This window comes from Pseudescherichia sp. (genome assembly GCF_032052675.1).
Lineage (GTDB): Bacteria > Pseudomonadota > Gammaproteobacteria > Enterobacterales > Enterobacteriaceae > Pseudescherichia.
Genome location: NZ_DAMBWA010000006.1, coordinates 94,479 through 116,164, shown reverse-complemented (window position 1 = coordinate 116,164; position 21,686 = coordinate 94,479). Strand labels below are relative to the sequence as shown.

The window sequence follows — 21,686 nt, the reverse complement described above, 5'->3', positions numbered from 1 at the left end:
TACACCTATTATAATGGGCGTCCGTCACAGAGATGTCACCCTGATAAGATCAAAACAGCGGTAGAAAGTGAAGAAATTCCCCTCCGGCCGGAGGGGAGAGAGGAACTAGCGGAGTTCAGCGCGCACGCGGGCGAGATCCTCGGCGGTATCCACGCCGGTGCCCGGGATGGCCTGTGCCACATCAACGTGAATTTTTTCACCGTGCCAGAGCACGCGCAGCTGTTCAAGCATCTCGATCTGCTCCAGCTGGCTTGGCTGCCAGGTGACGTAGCGGCGGATAAACCCGGCCCGATAGCCGTAGATACCGATATGGCGCAGGAAGGTATCGCCGATAGCCTCGCGCGACTGGGCAAAGCGGTCGCGATCCCAGGGAATGGTTGCCCGGGAGAAGTAGAGCGCATAGCCCTCGCTGTCCATCACCACTTTTACCGCGTTGGGGTTAAACGCCTCTTCCGCGCTGTGGATCGGCACGGCCAGCGTAGCCATCCCCACCTGGCGCTGGGCCAGATTCTCTGCGACCTGGCGGATAATCGCCGGCGGGATCATCGGCTCGTCGCCCTGAACGTTCACAATGACCGTGTCATCGCTAAAGCCGCACTTCTCTACCACCTCGGCCAGCCGCTCGGTGCCGGACTGGTGATCGGCACGGGTCATGCACACTTCGCCCCCGGCCGCCTCAACCGCCTGGGCTACGTCTGGGTGATCGGTCGCCACGATAATTCGCGCTGCGCCGGACTCGCGTGCCCGCTCCAGGACGTGCACGACCATTGGCTTGCCGTTGATATCCACCAGCGGCTTACCCGGCAGGCGGGTTGAAGCATAACGCGCAGGAATAATAACAACGAAACTCATGGACGGCTCTCTTCGGCTGCGAGCGAGCGGGCTTCGTTTTCAAGCAGTACCGGAATACCTTCCCGCACCGGGAAAGCGAGGCTGTCGACTTTACAGATCAGCTCTTGTTTATCCTGGCTGTAGTAGAGCTTACCGTTGCAGACCGGGCAGGCAATGATTTCGAGTAGACGGTGATCCATAGTTCCTCCTGAGGGACCGAAAGGGGTATATCTTAAATGTTATCATATTCCCCTAATCCGCAGCGGCAATTTCCCATCCGTCTTGCCTGTCGGTAAAGAGACCCTCCGGAAGGCGTTTGCAGACCACCTGCCGTGCGCCCTGCCAGCGGGCAAAATCCGCTATTGCCGCTGTGAGGCCGCGCTCCAGCCTGCGGCCCGGCTTGATATCCGGCTCCAGGTAAAGGGCAATAATCTCCAGCACGCCCGTTTTGCGGTGCATCTTGGCATCCATCCGGCCCACCAGCTGTCCGCAGTGCAGCAGCGGCAGGACAAAATAGCCATACTGGCGTTTCGATGCCGGGGTGTAGCACTCCAGCCGGTAGGTAAAGTTAAAGAGCTGCTCGGCGCGCTTGCGATCCCAAACCACCGGATCGAAGGGCGAGAGTACCGCGCTGTGGGTGGCGTGCAGCCTGCCCGCCTGGGCCAGCTCAAGCTCCGGCAGCAGGTCGGCGTGTACAAATGCCTCCCCCAGGGTTTCAACCTCCACGCGCACCACCTTCTGCTCAGCCTGCCAGCGCGCCATCAATGCTGGCAGCGCGGGCTGGCGCAGGCGGTAGTAGTCCGCCAGCCAGGCGGGGCGAAAAATACCTAAGCTGCGGGCGCTCTTCTCCAGCATCCTATCCTCCGCCACCGCCTGGGGGAGCAGATCCCGCTCATCATCCCAGTGGGGCATCACGCGATGGGTGAGATCGTAGACGCGCTGAAAATTGCGCCGCTCAACTACCATCACCTTACCGGCGGTAAACAGTCCCTCAAGATGGCGCTTGTGCGGCTTCCACTCCCACCAGCCGCTGGCACCTTTGCGCGGATGTTCGAAATCCGCCGAGCGCACCGGGCCATTCTCGTGGATATGGGCAATCAGCTGCTCAATCTCAGCCGCGTGCTCATCCATCCAGGCCGCACGGTATTTCCAGCCCATATTCTCCGGGGCCAGCATCCGGTGGCGCACCAGGGCAAAGTCCTCCCGCGGCAAAAAGCAGGCCTCGTGCGCCCAGTACTCCATCAGCTCGCCCCGGCGCAGCGCCTCATCAAGCCACGCCTGCGGGTAGTCACCAAGGCGGCTAAACAGCACCAGCCAGGGGCTGCGGGCCACGATATTAATGGTATCGATCTGCAGGAGCGACATGCGCTGAATGGTAGAGAGAATATCGGCTGGCCTGGCGCGGCGGCGCGGCTTTTTCAGCAGTCCCTGGGCGGCAAGATGGAGATGGCGGGCGGCGGTCAGCGAGAGTTGCGGCACAGACATACGGATCCCCGTGGTTAACAGGGCACTGTCGGCACTGGGCCGCTAGCGCACCAGAGTGAGCAGATCCTGTAGCAGGCGTTCGGGTTTGTCGCCCTCAAGATGGGCATCGACGGGCAGATACCACCAGCTATCGTCGGCAAAGGCGCGGCACTTCACCGCATCCTTCTCGGTCATCACCAGCGTCTGGCCGGGTTGGATAAACCCGCTGACCTGCGGATAGCTGAGCGCCTGGTGATCGGCAAGGGCAACGGTCTTCTCTGTCGCCACGCCGCAGTCGGCCAGGGTCTGGAAAAAGCGCGGCGGATGTCCAATCCCGGCCATCGCCACCACGGCGGGTAGCTCACTAACCGGTCGGCGCTCGCCGCTCTTCAGGTTCACGGCAAGGCCAGGCTGCAAACGCATCGGGATCTCTCCTGTTCGCGCCTCGCCGCCGTTGGTAATCACCGCATCGACGGAGCGCAGACGCGAGGCCCGCTCGCGCATCGGTCCGGCAGGCAGCCACCAGCCGTTGCCAAACCGGCGTACGCCATCGATCACCACAATCTCTTTATCGCGGGCAAGGCGGTAGTGCTGGAGGCCGTCGTCGGTAACAATGAGTTGGAGATCGTGCGCGGCCAGCAGCGCTTTCACCGCGTCGCTGCGCACCGGGGAGACCGCCACCGGCGCGCCGGTACGCTGATAGATCAGCACCGGCTCGTCACCCGCCTGCTCCGTCGTCGTCTGTGGGTCAAGCACCAGCGGATAGCGCTCCGCCTTGCCGCCATAGCCGCGAGAGACCACGCCAACCCGCACGCCGCGCTGGCTCAGCTGCTCAACCAGCCAGACCACTACCGGCGTTTTGCCGTTGCCGCCCGCCGTGAGATTGCCCACCACCACTACCGGCACCGGCGCACGCCAGGCTTTTTTAATGCCCAGCCGGTAGCAGAGACGGATTGCCCCGCTCACCAGGCCATAGAGCCAGGCGAGCGGAAGCAGCAGCAGCCACAGCGGTGATTCGCCTGACCAGATGCGGGCTATCATGCGCCAAACTGCATCTTATGCAGCTGGGCGTAGACACCCTGCTGAGCCAGCAGTTCGCTATGGCTACCGCGCTCAACGATGCGACCGTCTTCGACGACCACGATCTCGTCCGCCTTCTCAATGGTAGAGAGGCGGTGGGCGATCACCAGCGAGGTACGGTTTTTCTGCAGCTCGTCCAGCGCGGCCTGGATAGCGCGTTCAGATTCGGTATCCAGCGCGGAGGTGGCCTCGTCGAGGATCAGGATCGGGCTGTCACGCAGCAGAGCACGGGCGATAGCAATACGCTGGCGCTGGCCGCCGGAGAGCAGCACGCCGTTCTCGCCGATAATGGTATCGAGGCCGTTATCCATCTTGCTGATAAAGTCCATCGCATAGGCCATGCGTGCGGCGGTCTCGATCTGCTCCCGGCTGTACTCTTCCGTCCGAGCGTAGGCGATGTTATTCGCCACCGTGTCGTTAAACAGGTGCACGTTTTGCGATACCAGCGCCACCTGATTACGCAGCGAATGCAGCTTGTACTCGCGCAGATCGTGGCCGTCCAGCAGGATCTCGCCGCTGTCGGTATCGTAGAAACGGGTGATCAGGCTGGCCAGCGTCGATTTACCGGAGCCAGAGCGCCCCACCAGCGCCACGGTTTTTCCTGCGGCGATGCTCAGGTTGATATCGCGCAGCGCCGGGGTTTCACGCCCAGGATAGGTAAAGGTGACGTTGCGAAACTCAACGTCGCCTTTGGCACGCTCAACTTCGCGCTTGCCTTCGTCCTTCTCCTGCTCGCTGTCGAGAATGGCAAACAGCGTCTGACAGGCCGCCATCCCGCGCTGGAATTGGGCGTTAACGTTGGTCAGCGACTTCAGCGGGCGCATCAGGGCAATCATTGAGGAGAAGACCACGGTGATGGTCCCGGCGGTCAGGGTCTCCATTACGCTGGGGAAGCTCGCCGCATAGAGCACAAAGGCCAGTGCCAGGGAGGCGATCAGCTGAATGATCGGATCCGAGATTGAGGAGGCGGAGACCAGCTTCATCCCCTGCAGGCGCATCTTGTTGCTCACCTTGTCAAAGCGCTCGGTTTCAACCTGCTGGCCGCCAAACATCAGCACCTCTTTGTGTCCCTTCAGCATCTGCTCCGCGCTGGTGGTCACCTGCCCCATCGTATTCTGCATGTTCTTGCTGATATTACGAAAACGCTTCGATACCACGCGAATGGCAATTGAGACGATCGGGGCCAGCACGATCAGGATCACCGACAGCTGCCAGCTGTAGTAGAACATCATGATAAACAGGCCGATAATCGACGCCCCTTCACGCACTACGGTAATCAGCGCGTTGGATGAGGAGGAGGCAACCTGCTCAGAGTCATAGGTGATACGAGAGAGCAGCGTCCCGGTGGACTGCTTGTCGAAGAAGGCGACGGGCATGCCCATCATGTGGCTGAACAGGCGACGGCGCATCCCCATCACCACTTTGCCAGAGACCCATGAGATACAGTAGCTTGAGATATAGCTGGTGATCCCACGCAGGATCATCAGGCCGATAATCACCAGCGGCATCCACAGCAGTACGGAACGGTCCGTTTTGCCAAAACCCTCATCGAGCAGCGGTTTCAGAAGCGATAGCATAAAGGTATCGCTGGCTGCGTTGAGGATCAGTGCGACCCCCGCCACGAACAGACCCGCTTTGAAAGGTGCAATCATTGGCCAGAGGCGGCGGAACGTTTGCCACGTAGAGAGATCTTTGTCGTTATGCATTCAAAAAACCAGCACTTGTTGAAATAGCCGCATATTCTACCCGTTATCTGCAGGGACGCCAAACCGCTGATGATACCAGCGGGGTAAAAGTTGCTTGCGCAGGCCGAGGATCTTCCAGCCGTTAGTGGAAAAATAGACGCTCGTTTGTCCCTCGTGCGGCGTGTCATACCAGCGGTAGCCCTGCTGTCGGTAGCGGCGGATCACCTTTGTTGAGGGAAGCCGCCAGGCGTTGTAGCGGGAAGCGGAAGCCAGCGCCGCCTGTCCGTTAACCCGCTGCAGCAGCGGCAGCGACGAGGAGGTACTGCTGCCATGATGCGGGACCTGGATAAGTGTAGCCTGTAGATGCTGCCAGTAACGGCTCAGCATGCGCCGCTCGGCGGGTGCTTCGACGTCGCCGGTAAGCAGGATGCTCTGCCGACCGTCATCGACCTTCACCACGCAGGAGCCATTATTGCCCTTCGCCACCTCCCCCGCCAGCGGCCAGTGGACGGTAAAGGTTAGCCCCTGCCACTGCCAACGCTGGCCGCGATAACAGGGCAGATGCCCGGCCCACCCCAGCGGACTGCGCACGGTCATCTCTGGCCACGCCTTTTTCAGCGTCTCCAACCCGCCCCGGTGATCGAGGTGCTCATGACTGAGGATGATGCCATCGGGCCGAAGATGGTGCCAGCGTAGCCAGGGCACGATCAGCTGCTGGGCGCTATCCCCGCCTGGCCACGCCAGCCCGGTATCATAGAGCATGGCCCGCTGGTTACGGGTAATTACCATCGCCAGCCCCTGCCCGACGTCCAGCATATGCACGGCCCACTCATCGCCGCGGGCAGGCCGTCCGCGCGGCAGCGTCAGTAGTATGGCAAGGGCCAGACTCAGGAACGGCGCGTTGGTGTAGATGCGCAGCCGCCAAAGTACAATCCCCGCCCACGGAAGCCAGACCAGCCCCAGCCAGCGCTGGTCAATATCATACCAGCCATCCGGCAGCTGGCGTAAAAACCAGACCAGCAGCGCCAGGGTTTTGTCCGCCAGCAGCCAGCAGCCGCTCTCAACCATCGCCGGCCCGCTCAGGTGTAGCACCATGCCAGTGAGAATTAGCGGCACGGTAACAAAAGTCACCAGCGGTACGGCAACCAGATTGGCAACGATTGAGGTCAGGCTGATGCCATGAAAGATGGTCACCTGGATGGGCAGAAGCAGGATCATCATGCCCATCTGTAAATGCACCAGGCTCAGGACGCTGCGCACGCTGCGTCCTCCCGGCAGGCGCGGCAGCGGAAACCACTGATACCAGAAGATCAGCGCAGCAACGGCGAACGCGGAGAGCCACAGGCTTTGGGAGAGGATAGCGACAGGATCGATAAACAGGATCGCGGCCACGCAGCAGAGCCATACCTGCCAGGGCGACCACTGCCTGCCCGAGAGGCGCAGCACGCCCCAAACGGCGAGGGACACCACGGTACGCAGGGCCGGAGGCTGCATGCCAGTAAGCCACGCATAGTAAGCGGCGCAGGCAAGACCAAACAGCAGCGGTAGCCGCCAGCTGATCCTGTTGCCGGGGAGGAAAAACTGTATGCCGCGCATCAGTAGCCAGCCCAGGGACGCCGCCAGAGCAATATGCAGACCCGAAATAGCCATCAGGTGTGCGGTACCGGTCTCGCGCATAAGCGCTTTCACATCGGCACCGAGCGCGGCGCGCTCTCCCATGCCCAGCCCCAGCATAACGGGCTGCCAGGCGTAAGGGGCCAGCGTCGCGCTGAGGGAGGAGAGATAGCGGGCGCGCAGGTCACAACGCAGATCGATCGGCGTAGCATGGATGAAACGCCCGCTAACGGGACGATGCTGGGCCAGGGCATAGCGCTGAGTATCGAAGCCGCCTTCGTTAAGCTGTCCGTGTACTGGCCGAACTTTCAACGTCATCTGCCAGCGCTGTCCGGCACAGCCAGGCTGCGGCAGATACTGCCCGTACAGGTTGATCCCCGGCGTGGAGTAGAGCCGCCTGCCGTCCAACTGCTCGATAATGCCCCGGTGCACGGTCATATTGTCGGTGGCGACGATCTTTACTACCGCCCGCTGGGTCGCCCCCGGCAGCGCTTTTGTCGGCCAGAGAGCCTCCTGCGCTGCCAGCAATCCCCAGGCGAAAAAGAGCAGCCACAGCGCTAGCCAGCGGATACGCGGATAACGTACAAAACCCAGCAGGCACCCGGCAATGACAATAGCTGCTATCCCGCTTAATTCCGGCAGGGCCGGAAGCCATAGCAGGGGCAGAACGGCAGTTATCAAACAAAACGCAACGGCGGGCAGACCCATAGTCACCTCCTTGTGCCGCGAGTATGCAGGCATCGGGCGGCGCTGTCGGCCAGTGCTTTTCGGTTTTACGAGGCGGCTTCAGAAGCGGGAGAAAATAGCGGGAGCGAGAAATGAAAAAAGCACCCGCAGGTGCTCTCTTCAGAGAAGTACGTTTTCGCCGGTGCGGCGTAAAACCTACCCTTCGTAAATGTTGGCGCGATCGCGCAGCTCTTTACCCGGTTTAAAGTGCGGCACGTACTTGCCTTCCAGATCCACTTTATCACCCGTTTTTGGGTTACGTCCGGTGCGTGGTGCCCGATAGTGCAGAGAGAAACTGCCGAAACCGCGGATCTCAATGCGCTCACCCTGGGCCAGGGTCGAGGCCATATGCTCCAGCATCTCTTTCACGGCGTCTTCTACAGACTTGGCCGGAATGTGAGATTGTTGGCTTGCAAGTCTTTCGATCAATTCTGACTTGGTCATGATTCCTCCGGTTTCCTTAATCAGGAATATTCACTAGCGGCAGATTAAACAAGGGCGGCCGTAGCCGCCCTTTGTTATTGATTACAGGACTAAAAAGCCGCCCTGTCAAGTTACCTGGGGGTAACTTATTCGCCTTTCGCTGCTTTAAATGCTTCAGCCATAGCGTTAGAGAAGTTGCCTTCTTCCTGTTTGTTGTTAACAGAAGCGATTGCATCTTTCTCGTCAGCTTCGTCTTTAGCACGAACAGACAGGCTGATGGCGCGGTTCTTACGATCAACACCGGTGAACTTAGCTTCAACTTCGTCGCCAACGTTCAGAACCAGAGTTGCGTCTTCAACGCGGTCACGGGAAGCTTCAGAAGCGCGCAGGTAGCCTTCAACACCGTCGGCCAGCTCTACGGTTGCGCCTTTCGCGTCAACTGCAGTCACTTTACCGGTTACGATTGCGCCTTTCTTGTTCAGGGCAACGTAGTTGTTGAACGGATCTTCTGCCAGCTGCTTAACGCCCAGGGAGATGCGCTCGCGCTCTGCGTCAACCTGCAGAACAACTGCTGCGATTTCGTCGCCTTTTTTGTATTCACGAACTGCTTCTTCGCCTGTAACGTTCCAGGAGATGTCAGACAGGTGAACCAGGCCGTCGATGCCGCCGTCCAGGCCGATGAAGATACCGAAGTCAGTGATAGACTTGATTTTACCTTCAACACGGTCGCCCTTGTTGTGGGTTTCCGCGAACTGCTGCCACGGGTTGTTTTTGCACTGTTTCAGGCCCAGGGAGATACGACGACGTTCTTCGTCGATATCCAGAACCATCACTTCCACTACGTCGCCAACGTTAACAACTTTGGACGGGTGGATGTTTTTGTTGGTCCAATCCATTTCGGAAACGTGCACCAGGCCTTCAACGCCTTCTTCGATCTCAACGAAGCAGCCGTAGTCGGTCAGGTTGGTTACGCGACCGGTCAGCTTGGTGCCTTCCGGGTAACGTTTAGCGATAGCCACCCACGGATCTTCGCCCAGCTGTTTCAGGCCGAGGGATACACGGGTACGCTCGCGGTCGAACTTCAGCACTTTAACAGTGATTTCGTCGCCAACGTTCACGATTTCGCTTGGGTGCTTAACGCGTTTCCATGCCATGTCAGTGATGTGCAGCAGGCCGTCAACGCCGCCCAGATCAACGAATGCACCGTAGTCAGTGAGGTTCTTAACGATACCTTTAACTTCCATGCCTTCCTGCAGGTTTTCCAGCAGCTGATCGCGTTCTGCGCTGTTTTCAGACTCGATAACCGCACGACGGGAAACAACAACGTTGTTGCGTTTCTGGTCAAGCTTGATCACTTTGAACTCAAGCTCTTTGCCTTCCAGGTGCAGCGTATCGCGTACCGGACGCACGTCAACCAGGGAACCTGGCAGGAACGCACGAATACCGTTCAGCTCAACAGTGAAGCCACCTTTAACTTTGCCGTTGATAACACCGGTAACAGTTTCAGCGTCTTCGTATGCTTTTTCCAGCGTGATCCAAGCTTCGTGACGCTTAGCTTTCTCACGGGACAGCAGGGTTTCACCGAAGCCGTCTTCTACTGCATCCAGAGCAACGTCAACTTCGTCACCAACCTGGATTTCCAGCTCGCCCTGGGCGTTTTTGAACTGCTCAGCCGGAATGGCAGACTCAGATTTCAGACCAGCGTCAACCAGTACGACGTCTTTGTCGATAGCAACAACAACACCACGAACGATGGAACCCGGGCGGGTTTCGATTTCTTTTAAGGATTCTTCAAAGAGTTGAGCAAAAGATTCAGTCATGTTTAATCTTCAGGTTAATATTAACGTCCACCTGGCTCCATGCCGGATGGGGTTGTTTCACATACCCGCTGTCACTCCGTTGCAGCGGGGGTACTACATAATTTGTTACTACAAATTCGGTCGCTTTAAGCGAGAGCCAACTTTTGGCGCGCGTATTGTAACGCTTTTTCAATCACTTGCTCAATGCTTAAACTGGTGGAATCCAGTACTAATGCATCGGCAGCGGGGACCAGCGGCGCGACGGGGCGATTACGATCGCGATCGTCACGTTCTTTGATCTCGGCCAAAAGGCGTTCAAAGTTAACACTAAAGCCCTTCTCCTGCAACTGCAGCATGCGGCGATGCGCGCGCTCTTCCGAGGAGGCGTCAAGAAAAATCTTCACCGGCGCGTCCGGGAACACCACGGTCCCCATGTCGCGACCGTCGGCAATCAGGCCGGGCAGCTCGCGGAACCCACGCTGACGGCGCAGCAGCGCTTCACGCACGCGAGGAAATGCTGCCACCTGGGATGCCGCATTCGCCACCTCCTGGGTGCGGATTTCACCGCTTACGTCTTCGCCTTCAAGGATCACCTCCAGCCTGCCATCGGTCGATACAAAGCGTACGTCGAGATGTGCAGCCAGCGGGACCAGGATCTCTTCCGAGGTAACGTCAACATGGTGATGCAGCGCGGCCAGCGCCAGCACACGATAGATCGCACCCGAGTCAAGAAGATGCCACTGCAGTGCTTCAGCCATCGCCTTGCACAGCGTCCCTTTGCCCGCACCGCTTGGCCCATCAATGGTGATTACCGGGGCAGTTGCCGCCATCTTTTTCTCCTTATTAAAGGCTTACTATGAACGTAAACGCCGCGCATTATACGCGCCAACGTACGCAACTGTTATCTTTGCGTGTAAATTACGGAATTAATGAGACAGAGTGTAGAAGAAATGGTCAGAGATGAGTGTGAGAAAGCGTAAGGAAATGCCGCATCAGAGGATGCGGCAGGGATTTATCATACTCTTTATCATGCTAAGGTGCTAATACGCGCCAGCTGATCGAAGTAGTCCGGGAAGGTTTTCGCGGTACACTTCGGGTCAAGGATGGTGACCGGCGTAGCCGACAGCGCCACCAGCGAGAAGCACATCGCCATCCGATGATCGTTATAGGTCCCAATTTCCGCAAACTGCAGTTCTGCAGGCGGCGTGACGCGAATAAAGTCTTCGCCCTCCTCTACCTCTGCGCCAACCTTGCGCAGCTCGGTGGCCATCGCAAACAGGCGATCGGTCTCTTTCACCCGCCAGTTATAGATGTTGCGCAACGTGGTGGTTCCGCGGGCAAAGAGCGCGGCAGTGGCAATTGTCATCGCCGCATCGGGGATATGGTTCATATCCATATCGATAGCGTTCAGCTCGCCGCGGGTGCAGGCGATGTAATCCTCGCCCCAGGTCACGGTTGCCCCCATCTTCTCCAGTACATCGGCAAAGCGAATATCGCCCTGCACGCTGTTGCGCCCGATACCGGTCACCTTCACCGTGCCGCCTTTAATGGCCGCCGCCGCCAGGAAATAGGAGGCTGATGAGGCATCGCCCTCAACCAGGTAGTGACCCGGAGAGCGATACTCCTGCCCGCCGCGTACCACAAAGCGCTGGTAGTGCTGGTTCTCTACCTCAACGCCAAAGGTTTTCATCAGATGCAGGGTGATATCGATATAGGGCTTCGAAACCAGATCGCCTTTGATAGAGATTTCGGTGTCCTGGGAGGCCAGCGGCGCGGTCATCAGCAGGGCGGTAAGAAACTGGCTGGAGACGCTGCCGTCTACCGCCACCTGACCGCCGGTAAAGCCACCGCGCAGGCGCAGCGGCGGATAGTTCTCTTGCTCAAGATAGTCGATCCGGGCGCCGCCCTGACGCAGCGCATCTACCAAATGGCCAATCGGACGCTCTTTCATGCGCGGTTCGCCGGTCAGCACAATGTTGCTGCTGCCGAGACACAGCGCGGCGGCTAACGGACGCATCGCCGTACCGGCATTGCCGAGGAACAATTCAACTTCTTCTGCAGAGCGTAACGCGCCGCCGTTGCCGGTCACTTCACAGCGGGTACGATCGTCAGAGAGCGTGTAATGAACGCCTAACGCTTTCAGCGCATTGAGCATATGGCGCACGTCATCGCTGTCCAGCAGGTTAGTGAGGACGGTGGTGCCGTTTGCCAGCGCTGCCAGCAGCAGAGCGCGGTTCGAGACACTCTTAGAACCAGGCAGATTAATGGTGCCGTCTACGCGCGCAATAGGTTGTAACGTCAGGGATTCCATGAAACTCAACTCTCAACTCAACATAATAAAAACCCCGCAGCAGGCGTGCGGGGGTGAAAAACAGCGCGATTAACCGTGGCGGCGTTCGAAGTCGACCATGAAATCGGTCAGCGCTTTCACGCCTGCCAGCGGCATGGCGTTATAGATAGAGGCGCGCATCCCGCCTACCACGCGGTGGCCTTTCAGCGCGTGCAGACCGGCGGCGAAGGATTCGTCCAGGAAGAGGCTGTCGAGCTTGCTGTCAGCCAGCTGGAACGGTACGTTCATGCGCGAACGGTTCGCTACCGCCACGTCGTTACGGTAGAAGTCGCTGCCGTCGATAACGCCGTACAGCAGCTCGGCTTTCTGCTGGTTGATGGCATTCATTGCCGCAACGCCGCCGTTTTGCTTCAGCCACTTGAACACCAGGCCTGACAGGTACCAGGCGAAGGTCGGCGGGGTGTTGAACATGGAGTCGTTGTCGTTCAGTACGCTGTAATCCAGAATCGACGGGCAGGATTTGTGGGCTTTACCCAGCAGATCGTCACGAACGATCACCAGCGTCAGGCCTGCCGGGCCAATGTTTTTCTGCGCACCGGCATAAATCACGCCGTAGCGGCTGACGTCAAGCGGCGCTGAGAGAATAGTAGAGGAGAGATCCGCCGTGACGATGACGCTCTCGTCAAAGTTCGGCTCTTCATGGATGGCGATACCGTCGATGGTCTCGTTCGGGCAGTAGTGCAGATAGGCTGCATCGCTGGAGAGCTGCCAGTCGCTCATCGGCTTAACAGCGCGCAGGCCGTCAACGGTCGTTTTGGCATCAATTACGTTCGGCGTACAGTATTTATGCGCCTCTTTTACCGCGCTGGCGGCCCAGTAACCGGCATCAACATAATCCGCCGTGGTTTTGTCGCCCAGCAGGTTCAGCGGAATGCCCGCGAACTGGCCGCGACCGCCGCCGTGGCAGAACAGAACTTTATAGTTCTCAGGGATGTTTAACAGATCGCGAAAATCCTGCTCCGCCTCTTCTGCGCACTGGATAAATGGCTTACCGCGGTGACTAATCTCCATGACCGACGTGCCAAGACCCTGCCAATCGCAGAGCTCCTGCTGAGCCTGTTTAAGCACCTCTGTCGGCAACATCGCCGGACCAGAACTAAAATTAAAGACCTGTGTCATTTCCTCTCACCACGCTGAAAGCAATAAGTTATTCCTGTGACATCGGTTGTACCATTGCGCGTCACGCGCCGCAACGGGTATTCCGACGACGGGAAGAAATGTGCACTCAGTCACATAGCAGATTATTTTGTAGCGTTCTGTGACGGTGGCGGAAAACCCTGTCAGGTGATGCGAATCGCCCGGCTGGCCTTCGTCCATTCTGGATTTTTGCAGCGCGGACAGGGTTGTTTATCTCCTGCCTGCATCGCGATCACCTCGCTGCATTTTACGCAGGCATAGTCGCCCGTCTCCGGCGCGACGATAAAGCGCGGCACAAGTCCTGCCGGCAGCAGTGAAAGCCCAGGGCGCACGTCCTCATCACGGTAGTAGTAGGTACTGATCTGCCCGTTGGTCTCCATGATGGCCAGCCGAATCTGCCCCAGTTGCTCCACGCCATTTACCCGCAGCTCCATATAGAACTCGACCTCGGTCAGGTTGGCCGCTCTAAGCTTGTCCCATGCCAGCTCGCCCTCCTCCACAATGATAATCGGCTTGCCTTCAAGCAGATCCTCAAGCCGTTCACTGTGGGCCATCAGCCACATCACCAGCCGGTAGAACAGCGCCAGCGAGATAAACACCACCAGCACCGGCAGCATCGGCACGTCGTCATAGAAGGCAACGTCCCCCGCCGCCGAGCCGAGGGTTAGAATGATCAGTACCTCGAAGAGCGACATCTGCCGCACGCCGCGACGTCCGGCGATCTTCAGGAACAGAAAAACGAGGATAAAGGTGTAGAGACTCCGCAGCGCGACCTCTCCCAGGAAGTCGAGCGGCGCCTTGTCCAGCATCATACGATGCAAATCGAATGCTTTCATTTTCTTTTGCCTAAACAGGACGTTACTTTCTACAAGCATAGCTCGCGCTTTTATTTTCGTCCTCCGGTGCAGGAAGATAGCGTCGTTCACCTAAAACCCGTATCATTGCGCGCTTTCCGTACGAATAAAGTGACGCTCATGACGCAAACATTTATCCCCGGCAAAGATGCCGCTCTGGAAGACTCCATCGCCCGCTTCCAGCAGAAACTGCTCGATCTTGGCTTCGATATCGAAGAGGCCTCCTGGCTGAATCCGGTCCCTAACGTCTGGTCAGTGCATATTCGCGATAAAGCCTGTGCGCTCTGCTTTACCAACGGTAAAGGCGCAACCAAAAAAGCAGCGCTGGCCTCCGCCCTCGGCGAATACTTTGAGCGTCTCTCTACCAACTACTTCTTTGCCGACTTCTGGCTGGGCGATGAGATCGCTAACGGCCCGTTTGTCCACTATCCGAATGAGAAGTGGTTCCCGCTGCCGGAAGATGACTCCCTGCCGGAAGGTATTCTCGACGCGCGCCTGCGCGCGTTCTACGATCCGGAAGGCGAACTCGCTGCTGGCATGCTGATTGACCTGCAGTCCGGCAACGAAGCGCGCGGCATCTGCGGCCTGCCGTTTACCCGTCAGTCCGACCAGCAGACGGTCTACATCCCGATGAACATCGTCGGCAACCTGTATGTCTCTAACGGCATGTCCGCCGGTAACACCCGCAACGAAGCCCGGGTGCAGGGCCTGTCGGAGGTGTTTGAGCGCCACATCAAGAACCGCATCATTGCCGAAAGCATTAGCCTGCCGGAGATCCCGCAGGCGGTGCTGGCCCGCTACCCGGGCGTGGTGGAGTCAATTGCTACCCTGGAAGCGGAAGGTTTCCCGATCTTTGCCTATGACGCCTCGCTGGGCGGCAAATACCCGGTGATCTGCGTCGTGCTGTTTAACCCGGCGAACGGCACCTGCTTCGCCTCCTTCGGCGCGCATCCGGACTTTGGCGTGGCGCTGGAGCGTACCGTGACCGAGCTGCTGCAGGGTCGTGGCCTGAAGGATCTCGACGTCTTTACCCCGCCGACCTTTGACGATGAAGAGGTGGCCGAGCATGCCAACCTGGAGACTCACTTTATCGACTCCAGCGGCCTGATCTCCTGGGATATGTTCAAGCAGGATGCCGACTACCCGTTCGTGGACTGGAGCTTCGCCGGCACCACCGAAGAGGAGTTCGCGACCCTGATGGCGATCTTCCGTGCCGAGGACAAAGAGGTCTACATCGCCGACTACGAGCACCTGAGCGTCTACGCCTGCCGCATTATCGTGCCGGGCATGTCGGATATCTATCCGGCAGAGGATCTCTGGCTGGCGAACAACAGCATGGGCAGCCACCTGCGTGAAACCATTCTTGCTCTGCCGGGCAGCGAGTGGGAGAAAGAGGCCTACCTTGATCTCATCGCCCAGCTGGATGATGAGGGTCACGATGACTTTACCCGCGTGCGTGAGCTGTTAGGCATTGCTACCGGTAAAGACAACGGCTGGTATACCCTGCGCATTGGCGAGCTGAAAGCGATGCTGGCCCTGGCCGGGGGCGATCTCGATCAGGCCCTGATCTGGACCGAATGGACAATGGAGTTCAATGCCTCCGTCTTTACACCAGCGCGTGCGAACTACTACCGCTGCCTGCAGACCCTCCTGCTGCTGGCTCAGGAAGAGGATCGCCAGCCGCTGCAGTATCTCAACGCCTTTGTCCGCATGTACGGCGCGGAAGCGGTGGAAGCCGCCAGTGCAGCAATGAGCGGCGAAGCGCCGTTCTATGGCCTGCAGGCGGCTGACGGCACGCTGGCGGCCTTCCCTGCTCACCAGTCCCTGCTGGCGGCCTACGAGAAGCTGCAGCGGGCGAAACAGGCTTTTTGGCCAAAAGAAGCGTAAATAACACTATAAGCTGTAGGCGTATTTGCACAGCCAGGCTATATTACGGGGCAATTTCATTGCCCCGTTTTTTATATAGATATGCAATGAACTATAAATGTAATAATTAGGTTACTTACAAGTAATATTCTTTATTGATACTCAGGCATATTGTTACTTTTTAGAAGAATTACTCCATTGTAATTAACGCGCCAGCAGAGTGAACAAAAAAATATTCAAAACATTTTATAAATTTTAAACTTTATTTATTCAACAGTAATCAATAAGTTAGCAATAAAAACAGCTAAAACCACAGGGTCTTAAGGCCTATAAGACGGGCGAGATATGATCCATATCAAGTTCTCTTCTATAATGCTTTGTTAGTATCTCCTCGCCGACTTAATAAAGAGAGAGTTAGTGTGAAAGCTGACAACCCTTTTGATTTGATACTTCCCCCTGCGATGGCAAAAGTTGCCGAAGAGGCGGGTGTCTATAAAGCCACAAAGCGTCCGATGACGACGTTCTTCCTGGCAATTACCGCCGGGGTGTTCATCTCCATCGCCTTTGTTTTCTATATTACCTCTACCACCGGCACAGCCGCGATGCCGTACGGCGTGGCCAAGCTGATCGGCGGTATCTGCTTCTCACTGGGTCTGATTTTGTGCGTGATCTGCGGCGCGGATCTCTTTACCTCGACGGTCCTTATCGTAGTGGCAAAGGCCAGCGGCAAAATCACCTGGGGCCAGCTGGCGCGCAACTGGATCAACGTTTACGTTGGCAACCTGGTTGGCTGTCTGCTCTTTGTCCTGCTGATGTGGCTCTCCGGTGAGTACATGACCGCTAACGGCGGCTGGGGGCTTAACGTCCTGCAAACCGCTGACCACAAGATGCACCATACTTTTATTGAAGCCGTCGCACTTGGCATTCTGGCAAACCTGATGGTCTGTCTGGCCGTGTGGATGAGCTACTCAGGCCGCAGCCTGATGGACAAAGCCATGATTATGGTTCTGCCGGTCGCCATGTTTGTTGCCAGCGGCTTTGAGCACAGCATCGCAAACATGTTTTTGATCCCGCTGGGTATCGTAATCCGTGATTTTGCTACTCCGGAGTTTTGGACCGCAGTCGGTTCATCTCCAGACAATTTTTCTCATCTGACCGTGATGAACTTCATCACCGATAATCTGATCCCCGTAACAATCGGGAACATTATTGGTGGGGGTTTACTGGTTGGGTTGACATACTGGGTCATTTACCTGCGTGGCGATAACCATCATTGATGGGTATCCCAGGCAGTAAATAAAAAATCCACTTAAGAAGGTAGGTGTAACATGTCCGAGCTTAATGAAAAGTTAGCCACAGCATGGGAAGGTTTCGTTGAAGGTGACTGGCAGAAAGCGGTCAACGTCCGTGACTTCATCCAGAAAAACTACGCTCCTTACGAGGGCGACGAATCTTTCCTGGCCGGTGCCACTGAAGCTACCACCACGCTGTGGGACAAAGTGATGGAAGGCGTCAAACTGGAAAACCGCACCCATGCGCCAGTTGATTTCGACACCTCTGTTGCTTCCACCATCACCTCTCACGACGCTGGCTACATCAATAAAGCGCTGGAGAAAATCGTTGGTCTGCAAACTGAAGCGCCGCTGAAACGTGCGATTATCCCGTTCGGTGGTATCAAAATGGTTGAAGGTTCCTGCAAAGCGTACAACCGCGAGCTGGACCCGATGCTGAAAAAGATCTTCACTGAATACCGCAAGACCCATAACCAGGGCGTATTTGATGTCTACACCAAAGACATCCTGAACTGCCGTAAGTCTGGCGTGCTGACCGGCCTGCCGGATGCCTACGGCCGTGGCCGTATCATCGGTGACTACCGTCGCGTTGCACTGTACGGTATCGACTTCCTGATGAAAGATAAATACGCGCAGTTCCTCTCTCTGCAAGAGAAACTGGAAAACGGCGAAGATCTGGAAGCGACCATCCGTCTGCGTGAAGAGATCTCCGAACAGCACCGTGCACTGGGCCAGATCAAAGAGATGGCAGCGAAATATGGCTGCGATATCTCCGGTCCGGCGACCACTGCTCAGGAAGCGGTTCAGTGGACCTACTTCGGCTACCTGGCCGCGGTGAAATCCCAGAACGGTGCAGCCATGTCCTTTGGCCGCGTCTCTACCTTCCTTGACGTTTACATCGAACGTGACCTGAAAGCCGGTAAAATCACCGAGCAGGACGCGCAGGAGATGATTGACCACCTGGTCATGAAACTGCGTATGGTTCGCTTCCTGCGTACCCCTGAGTACGATGAGCTCTTCTCTGGTGACCCGATTTGGGCAACTGAATCCATCGGCGGTATGGGCGTTGATGGCCGTACGCTGGTCACTAAAAACAGCTTCCGCTTCCTGAACACCCTGTACACTATGGGGCCGTCTCCGGAGCCGAACATCACCGTACTGTGGTCTGAAAAACTGCCGCTGGGCTTCAAAAAATACGCAGCGAAGGTCTCTATCGACACCTCTTCCCTGCAGTATGAAAACGATGACCTGATGCGTCCTGACTTCAACAACGACGACTACGCTATCGCTTGCTGCGTAAGCCCGATGGTTGTTGGTAAGCAAATGCAGTTCTTCGGTGCCCGTGCTAACCTGGCGAAAACCATGCTGTATGCAATCAACGGCGGCGTGGATGAAAAACTGAAAATGCAGGTGGGTCCGAAGTCTGAACCGATCAAAGGTGATGTGCTGAACTTCGACGAAGTGATGGATCGCATGGATCACTTCATGGACTGGCTGGCTAAGCAGTATGTGACTGCGCTGAACATCATCCACTACATGCATGACAAGTACAGCTACGAAGCCTCGCTGATGGCGCTGCACGACCGTGACGTTATCCGCACTATGGCCTGTGGTATCGCGGGTCTGTCCGTTGCGGCTGACTCCCTGTCCGCTATCAAATATGCAAAAGTTAAACCGATTCGCGACGAAGACGGTCTGGCGACTGACTTCGAAATCGAAGGTGAATACCCGCAGTTTGGTAACAACGACTCACGCGTCGATGACCTGGCGGTTGACCTGGTTGAACGTTTCATGAAGAAAATTCAGAAACTGACCACCTACCGTAACGCTATCCCGACCCAGTCCGTTCTGACCATCACCTCTAACGTCGTGTATGGTAAGAAAACCGGTAACACCCCGGACGGTCGTCGCGCTGGCGCGCCGTTTGGCCCAGGTGCTAACCCGATGCACGGTCGTGACCAGAAAGGTGCCGTTGCCTCTCTGACCTCCGTTGCGAAACTGCCGTTCGCCTACGCGAAAGATGGTATCTCCTATACCTTCTCTATCGTGCCGAACGCGCTGGGTAAAGATGATGAAGTGCGTAAAACCAACCTGGCAGGCCTGATGGATGGTTACTTCCATCACGAGTCTTCCATCGAAGGCGGTCAGCACCTCAACGTCAACGTAATGAACCGTGAAATGCTGCTTGATGCGATGGAGCACCCGGAAAAATATCCGCAGCTGACCATCCGTGTTTCCGGTTACGCGGTACGTTTTAACTCCCTGACCAAAGAACAGCAGCAGGACGTTATCACCCGTACCTTCACGCAAACCATGTAATGGTTGACTGAAAAAGCGTACAATAAAGGCTCCACGATCGTGGGGCCTTTTTAGTAAACGCGCCCTCTCCTACGAGCCTGCTTTGCCAACTGTCCTGCCTGCGGGCATCTGGCAAAACAGACTTAAACACAGCGGAAAGCTGTGCAAAAACAGGCCCGGGATGGGCCATATCCGGAGAACCTCGCAATGTCAGTTATCGGTCGCATTCACTCCTTTGAATCCTGTGGCACAGTTGATGGCCCGGGGATCCGCTTTATTACCTTCTTTCAGGGCTGCCTGATGCGCTGCCTCTACTGCCACAACCGTGACACCTGGGATACCCACGGCGGCAAAGAGATCACCGTTGAGGAGCTGATGAAAGAGGTCGTGACCTATCGCCACTTTATGAACGCCTCCGGCGGCGGCGTAACGGCGTCCGGCGGGGAAGCTATCCTGCAGGCTGAGTTTGTGCGCGACTGGTTCCGCGCCTGCCATCAGGAGGGCATTCACACCTGTCTGGACACCAACGGCTTCGTACGCCGCTACGATCCGGTGATCGACGAACTGCTGGAGGTCACCGATCTGGTGATGCTCGATCTCAAACAGATGAACGATGAGATCCACCAGAACCTGGTCGGCGTCTCGAACCACCGCACGCTGGAGTTTGCTCAGTATCTGTCGCAGAAGAATGTTAAGGTCTGGATCCGCTACGTGGTGGTACCGGGCTGGTCAGATGACGACGACTCCGCGCACCGCCTGGGTGAATTTACCCGCGATATGGGCAACGTTGAGAAGATTGAGCTACTGCCCTATCACGAGCTGGGCAAGCACAAATGGGTGGCGATGGGCGAAGAGTACAAGCTTGATGGCATTCACCCGCCGAAAAAAGAGACGATGGATCGCGTGAAAGGCATCCTGGAGCAGTACGGTCACAAGGTGATGTATTAACACCGTCATGCCATGTAGGCCCGGTAAGCGTAGCGCCACCGGGCGTTAATATGATAACGCTGCAATGCCGGGCGGCACTACGTTTGCCCAGCCTACGGTAAGCACGGTGCGGTTAGTAGGCCCGGCAAGCAGAGCGCCGCCGGGCAAAAGAGTTTAGGCATGTGCCACTGGGGTCGGATGCTGGCCCGCTTTTCGCAGCAGCATCATCAGGTAGATAAACGACACGCTGGCGATCATGACAAAGAGCAGATTATCAGAGTAGCTCTGCATCAGCATTGAGGTCAGCGTTGGCCCCAGCAGGCTACCCACGGTGTAGCTGAGCAGCAGCGCCTGGTTCATCGCCACCAGCTGATGCGGCTCCACTTTCTCACAGGCCCAGGCCATCGCTACCGGGTAGAGCGTGAAGCCCGCCGCCCCCAGCACGAACAGCGCTGGTGCCATCGCGGCGTTGCCGAGCATCGCCAGACAGCCGACGATCACTACAAACACCTGCACGCGCAGTACCAGCAGGCGGCCAAAGCGATCTGCCAGCTTGCCCACCGGCCACTGACCGAAAATACCCGCGCTGATCAGCACTGCCATCCAGAAACCGATTCCGGCGTCGCTGACCCCGTGATGGTTCAGCCACAGCGGCATCAGGCCATACAGCGAGCCAAGAATAATCCCTGAGATGACGCAGCCGTTAATGCCCAGACGCGCCTGGCGCAGTCTCAGCATCGGCCACATCGTCGTCGCCTCCTGATGCTCGCTATGCTCGTTGACGATACGGGTGAAGAGCAGCGGCAGGATTGCAGCCAGGATCAGGCCGGTAACCCACGGCAGAACCTGCATCAGCCCGGTCGGCAGCTTGCTGACCATCAGCTGGCCCAGCACTGTACCGACGTAGTAGATCATCATATAGGCAGCCAGCAGGCGGCCGCGGTTGCGGGAGGTGCCGCTGCACATCAGGCCGCTCTCAACCACCACCCAGATCATTGCACAGCCGACGCCAGCAATGAAACGCCATACCATCCAGCTCCAGAAACCCACCATCAGCCCCATCCCGACACAGCCAGCGGCAAAAAGCAGCGAGGCGATGTAGTAGCTGCGGTTAAAACCGAAGCGTTTGATCAGGCGGCCGCAGAGCAGCGTGCCCAGCAGGTTACCGGTAAAAAAGGCGGAGCCAACCATACCTACCTGCCATGTTGGCAAGTTTTCATGGGCGAGCCAAAGCGGCACGAGCGTATTTAGCGTCGCGATCGACAGGGTCAACAACAACAGGCCACAGAGCAGCAGAAGCACTGGGCGGGTATAGATAGGCATGGATATAAACCGTGAGG

Annotated in this window: 17 protein-coding genes; 4 read left to right on the top strand and 13 right to left on the bottom strand. The window is 57.3% G+C overall.

The window, feature by feature from the left end:
• Positions 1–105: 105 nt before the first annotated feature.
• The 12 genes from kdsB to RTX96_RS10315 form a co-directional block, all read right to left on the bottom strand.
• Complete coding sequence (gene kdsB / locus RTX96_RS10370; RefSeq protein ID WP_312269005.1) at positions 106–852, bottom strand: 3-deoxy-manno-octulosonate cytidylyltransferase; 747 nt, start codon at positions 850–852, stop codon at positions 106–108.
• Positions 849–1,031: a protein YcaR gene (ycaR, locus tag RTX96_RS10365; RefSeq protein WP_103819641.1), complete on the bottom strand. Its 183-nt coding sequence runs from the start codon at positions 1,029–1,031 to the stop codon at positions 849–851. Before ycaR ends, kdsB begins: the two co-directional genes overlap by 4 nt.
• 52 nt (positions 1,032–1,083) lie before the next feature.
• Complete coding sequence (locus RTX96_RS10360) at positions 1,084–2,316, bottom strand: winged helix-turn-helix domain-containing protein (RefSeq protein WP_312670914.1); 1,233 nt, start codon at positions 2,314–2,316, stop codon at positions 1,084–1,086.
• Between the two features lie 42 nt (positions 2,317–2,358).
• Entirely contained in the window at positions 2,359–3,336 is a 978-nt protein-coding gene (lpxK, locus tag RTX96_RS10355; RefSeq protein ID WP_312670913.1) for a tetraacyldisaccharide 4'-kinase, read from the bottom strand.
• Entirely contained in the window at positions 3,333–5,081 is a 1,749-nt protein-coding gene (msbA, locus tag RTX96_RS10350) for a lipid A ABC transporter ATP-binding protein/permease MsbA (RefSeq protein ID WP_312670912.1), read from the bottom strand. The genes lpxK and msbA overlap by 4 nt, the downstream gene beginning before the upstream one ends.
• Before the next feature lie 36 nt (positions 5,082–5,117).
• Complete coding sequence (locus RTX96_RS10345; protein WP_312670911.1) at positions 5,118–7,382, bottom strand: ComEC family protein; 2,265 nt, start codon at positions 7,380–7,382, stop codon at positions 5,118–5,120.
• 174 nt (positions 7,383–7,556) lie between these two features.
• Positions 7,557–7,844: an integration host factor subunit beta gene (ihfB, locus tag RTX96_RS10340; protein ID WP_103819646.1), complete on the bottom strand. Its 288-nt coding sequence runs from the start codon at positions 7,842–7,844 to the stop codon at positions 7,557–7,559.
• A 125-nt stretch (positions 7,845–7,969) separates the two neighbouring features.
• Complete coding sequence (gene rpsA, locus RTX96_RS10335) at positions 7,970–9,643, bottom strand: 30S ribosomal protein S1 (RefSeq protein WP_103819647.1); 1,674 nt, start codon at positions 9,641–9,643, stop codon at positions 7,970–7,972.
• 125 nt (positions 9,644–9,768) lie between these two features.
• Positions 9,769–10,452 carry a (d)CMP kinase gene (cmk, locus tag RTX96_RS10330; protein ID WP_103819648.1) on the bottom strand — a complete coding sequence of 228 codons (684 nt, stop codon included), beginning with the start codon at positions 10,450–10,452 and terminating at the stop codon, positions 9,769–9,771.
• A gap of 197 nt (positions 10,453–10,649) precedes the next feature.
• Positions 10,650–11,933 (bottom strand): 3-phosphoshikimate 1-carboxyvinyltransferase, encoded by a 1,284-nt coding sequence (aroA, locus tag RTX96_RS10325; protein WP_312670910.1) that lies wholly within the window; start codon positions 11,931–11,933, stop codon positions 10,650–10,652.
• Positions 11,934–12,002: 69 nt separating this feature from the next.
• Positions 12,003–13,091, bottom strand: a complete 1,089-nt coding sequence (serC, locus tag RTX96_RS10320) for a 3-phosphoserine/phosphohydroxythreonine transaminase (RefSeq protein ID WP_312670909.1) — start codon at positions 13,089–13,091, stop codon at positions 12,003–12,005.
• A gap of 161 nt (positions 13,092–13,252) precedes the next feature.
• On the bottom strand, positions 13,253–13,945 hold the full coding sequence (locus RTX96_RS10315; RefSeq protein ID WP_103819651.1) for a DUF421 domain-containing protein: 693 nt from the start codon (positions 13,943–13,945) through the stop codon (positions 13,253–13,255).
• 138 nt (positions 13,946–14,083) lie between these two features.
• On the opposite strand from RTX96_RS10315, the gene ycaO reads away from it, so the two are divergent.
• The 4 genes from ycaO to pflA all read left to right on the top strand — a co-directional run bounded on the left by ycaO (position 14,084) and on the right by pflA (position 20,367).
• Complete coding sequence (ycaO, locus tag RTX96_RS10310; RefSeq protein WP_312670908.1) at positions 14,084–15,850, top strand: 30S ribosomal protein S12 methylthiotransferase accessory factor YcaO; 1,767 nt, start codon at positions 14,084–14,086, stop codon at positions 15,848–15,850.
• Positions 15,851–16,248: 398 nt separating this feature from the next.
• On the top strand, positions 16,249–17,106 hold the full coding sequence (focA, locus tag RTX96_RS10305; protein ID WP_141092946.1) for a formate transporter FocA: 858 nt from the start codon (positions 16,249–16,251) through the stop codon (positions 17,104–17,106).
• A 51-nt stretch (positions 17,107–17,157) separates the two neighbouring features.
• A complete protein-coding gene (pflB, locus tag RTX96_RS10300; RefSeq protein ID WP_103819653.1) occupies positions 17,158–19,440 on the top strand; it encodes a formate C-acetyltransferase in 2,283 nt (760 codons plus the stop codon).
• A gap of 186 nt (positions 19,441–19,626) precedes the next feature.
• Positions 19,627–20,367, top strand: a complete 741-nt coding sequence (pflA, locus tag RTX96_RS10295) for a pyruvate formate lyase 1-activating protein (protein WP_103819654.1) — start codon at positions 19,627–19,629, stop codon at positions 20,365–20,367.
• Positions 20,368–20,520: 153 nt separating this feature from the next.
• Here pflA and RTX96_RS10290 read toward each other — a convergent pair whose 3' ends face one another.
• Positions 20,521–21,669, bottom strand: coding sequence for an MFS transporter (locus tag RTX96_RS10290; RefSeq protein WP_312670907.1), 1,149 nt, complete (start codon positions 21,667–21,669; stop codon positions 20,521–20,523).
• Between the last annotated feature and the right edge of the window lie 17 nt (positions 21,670–21,686).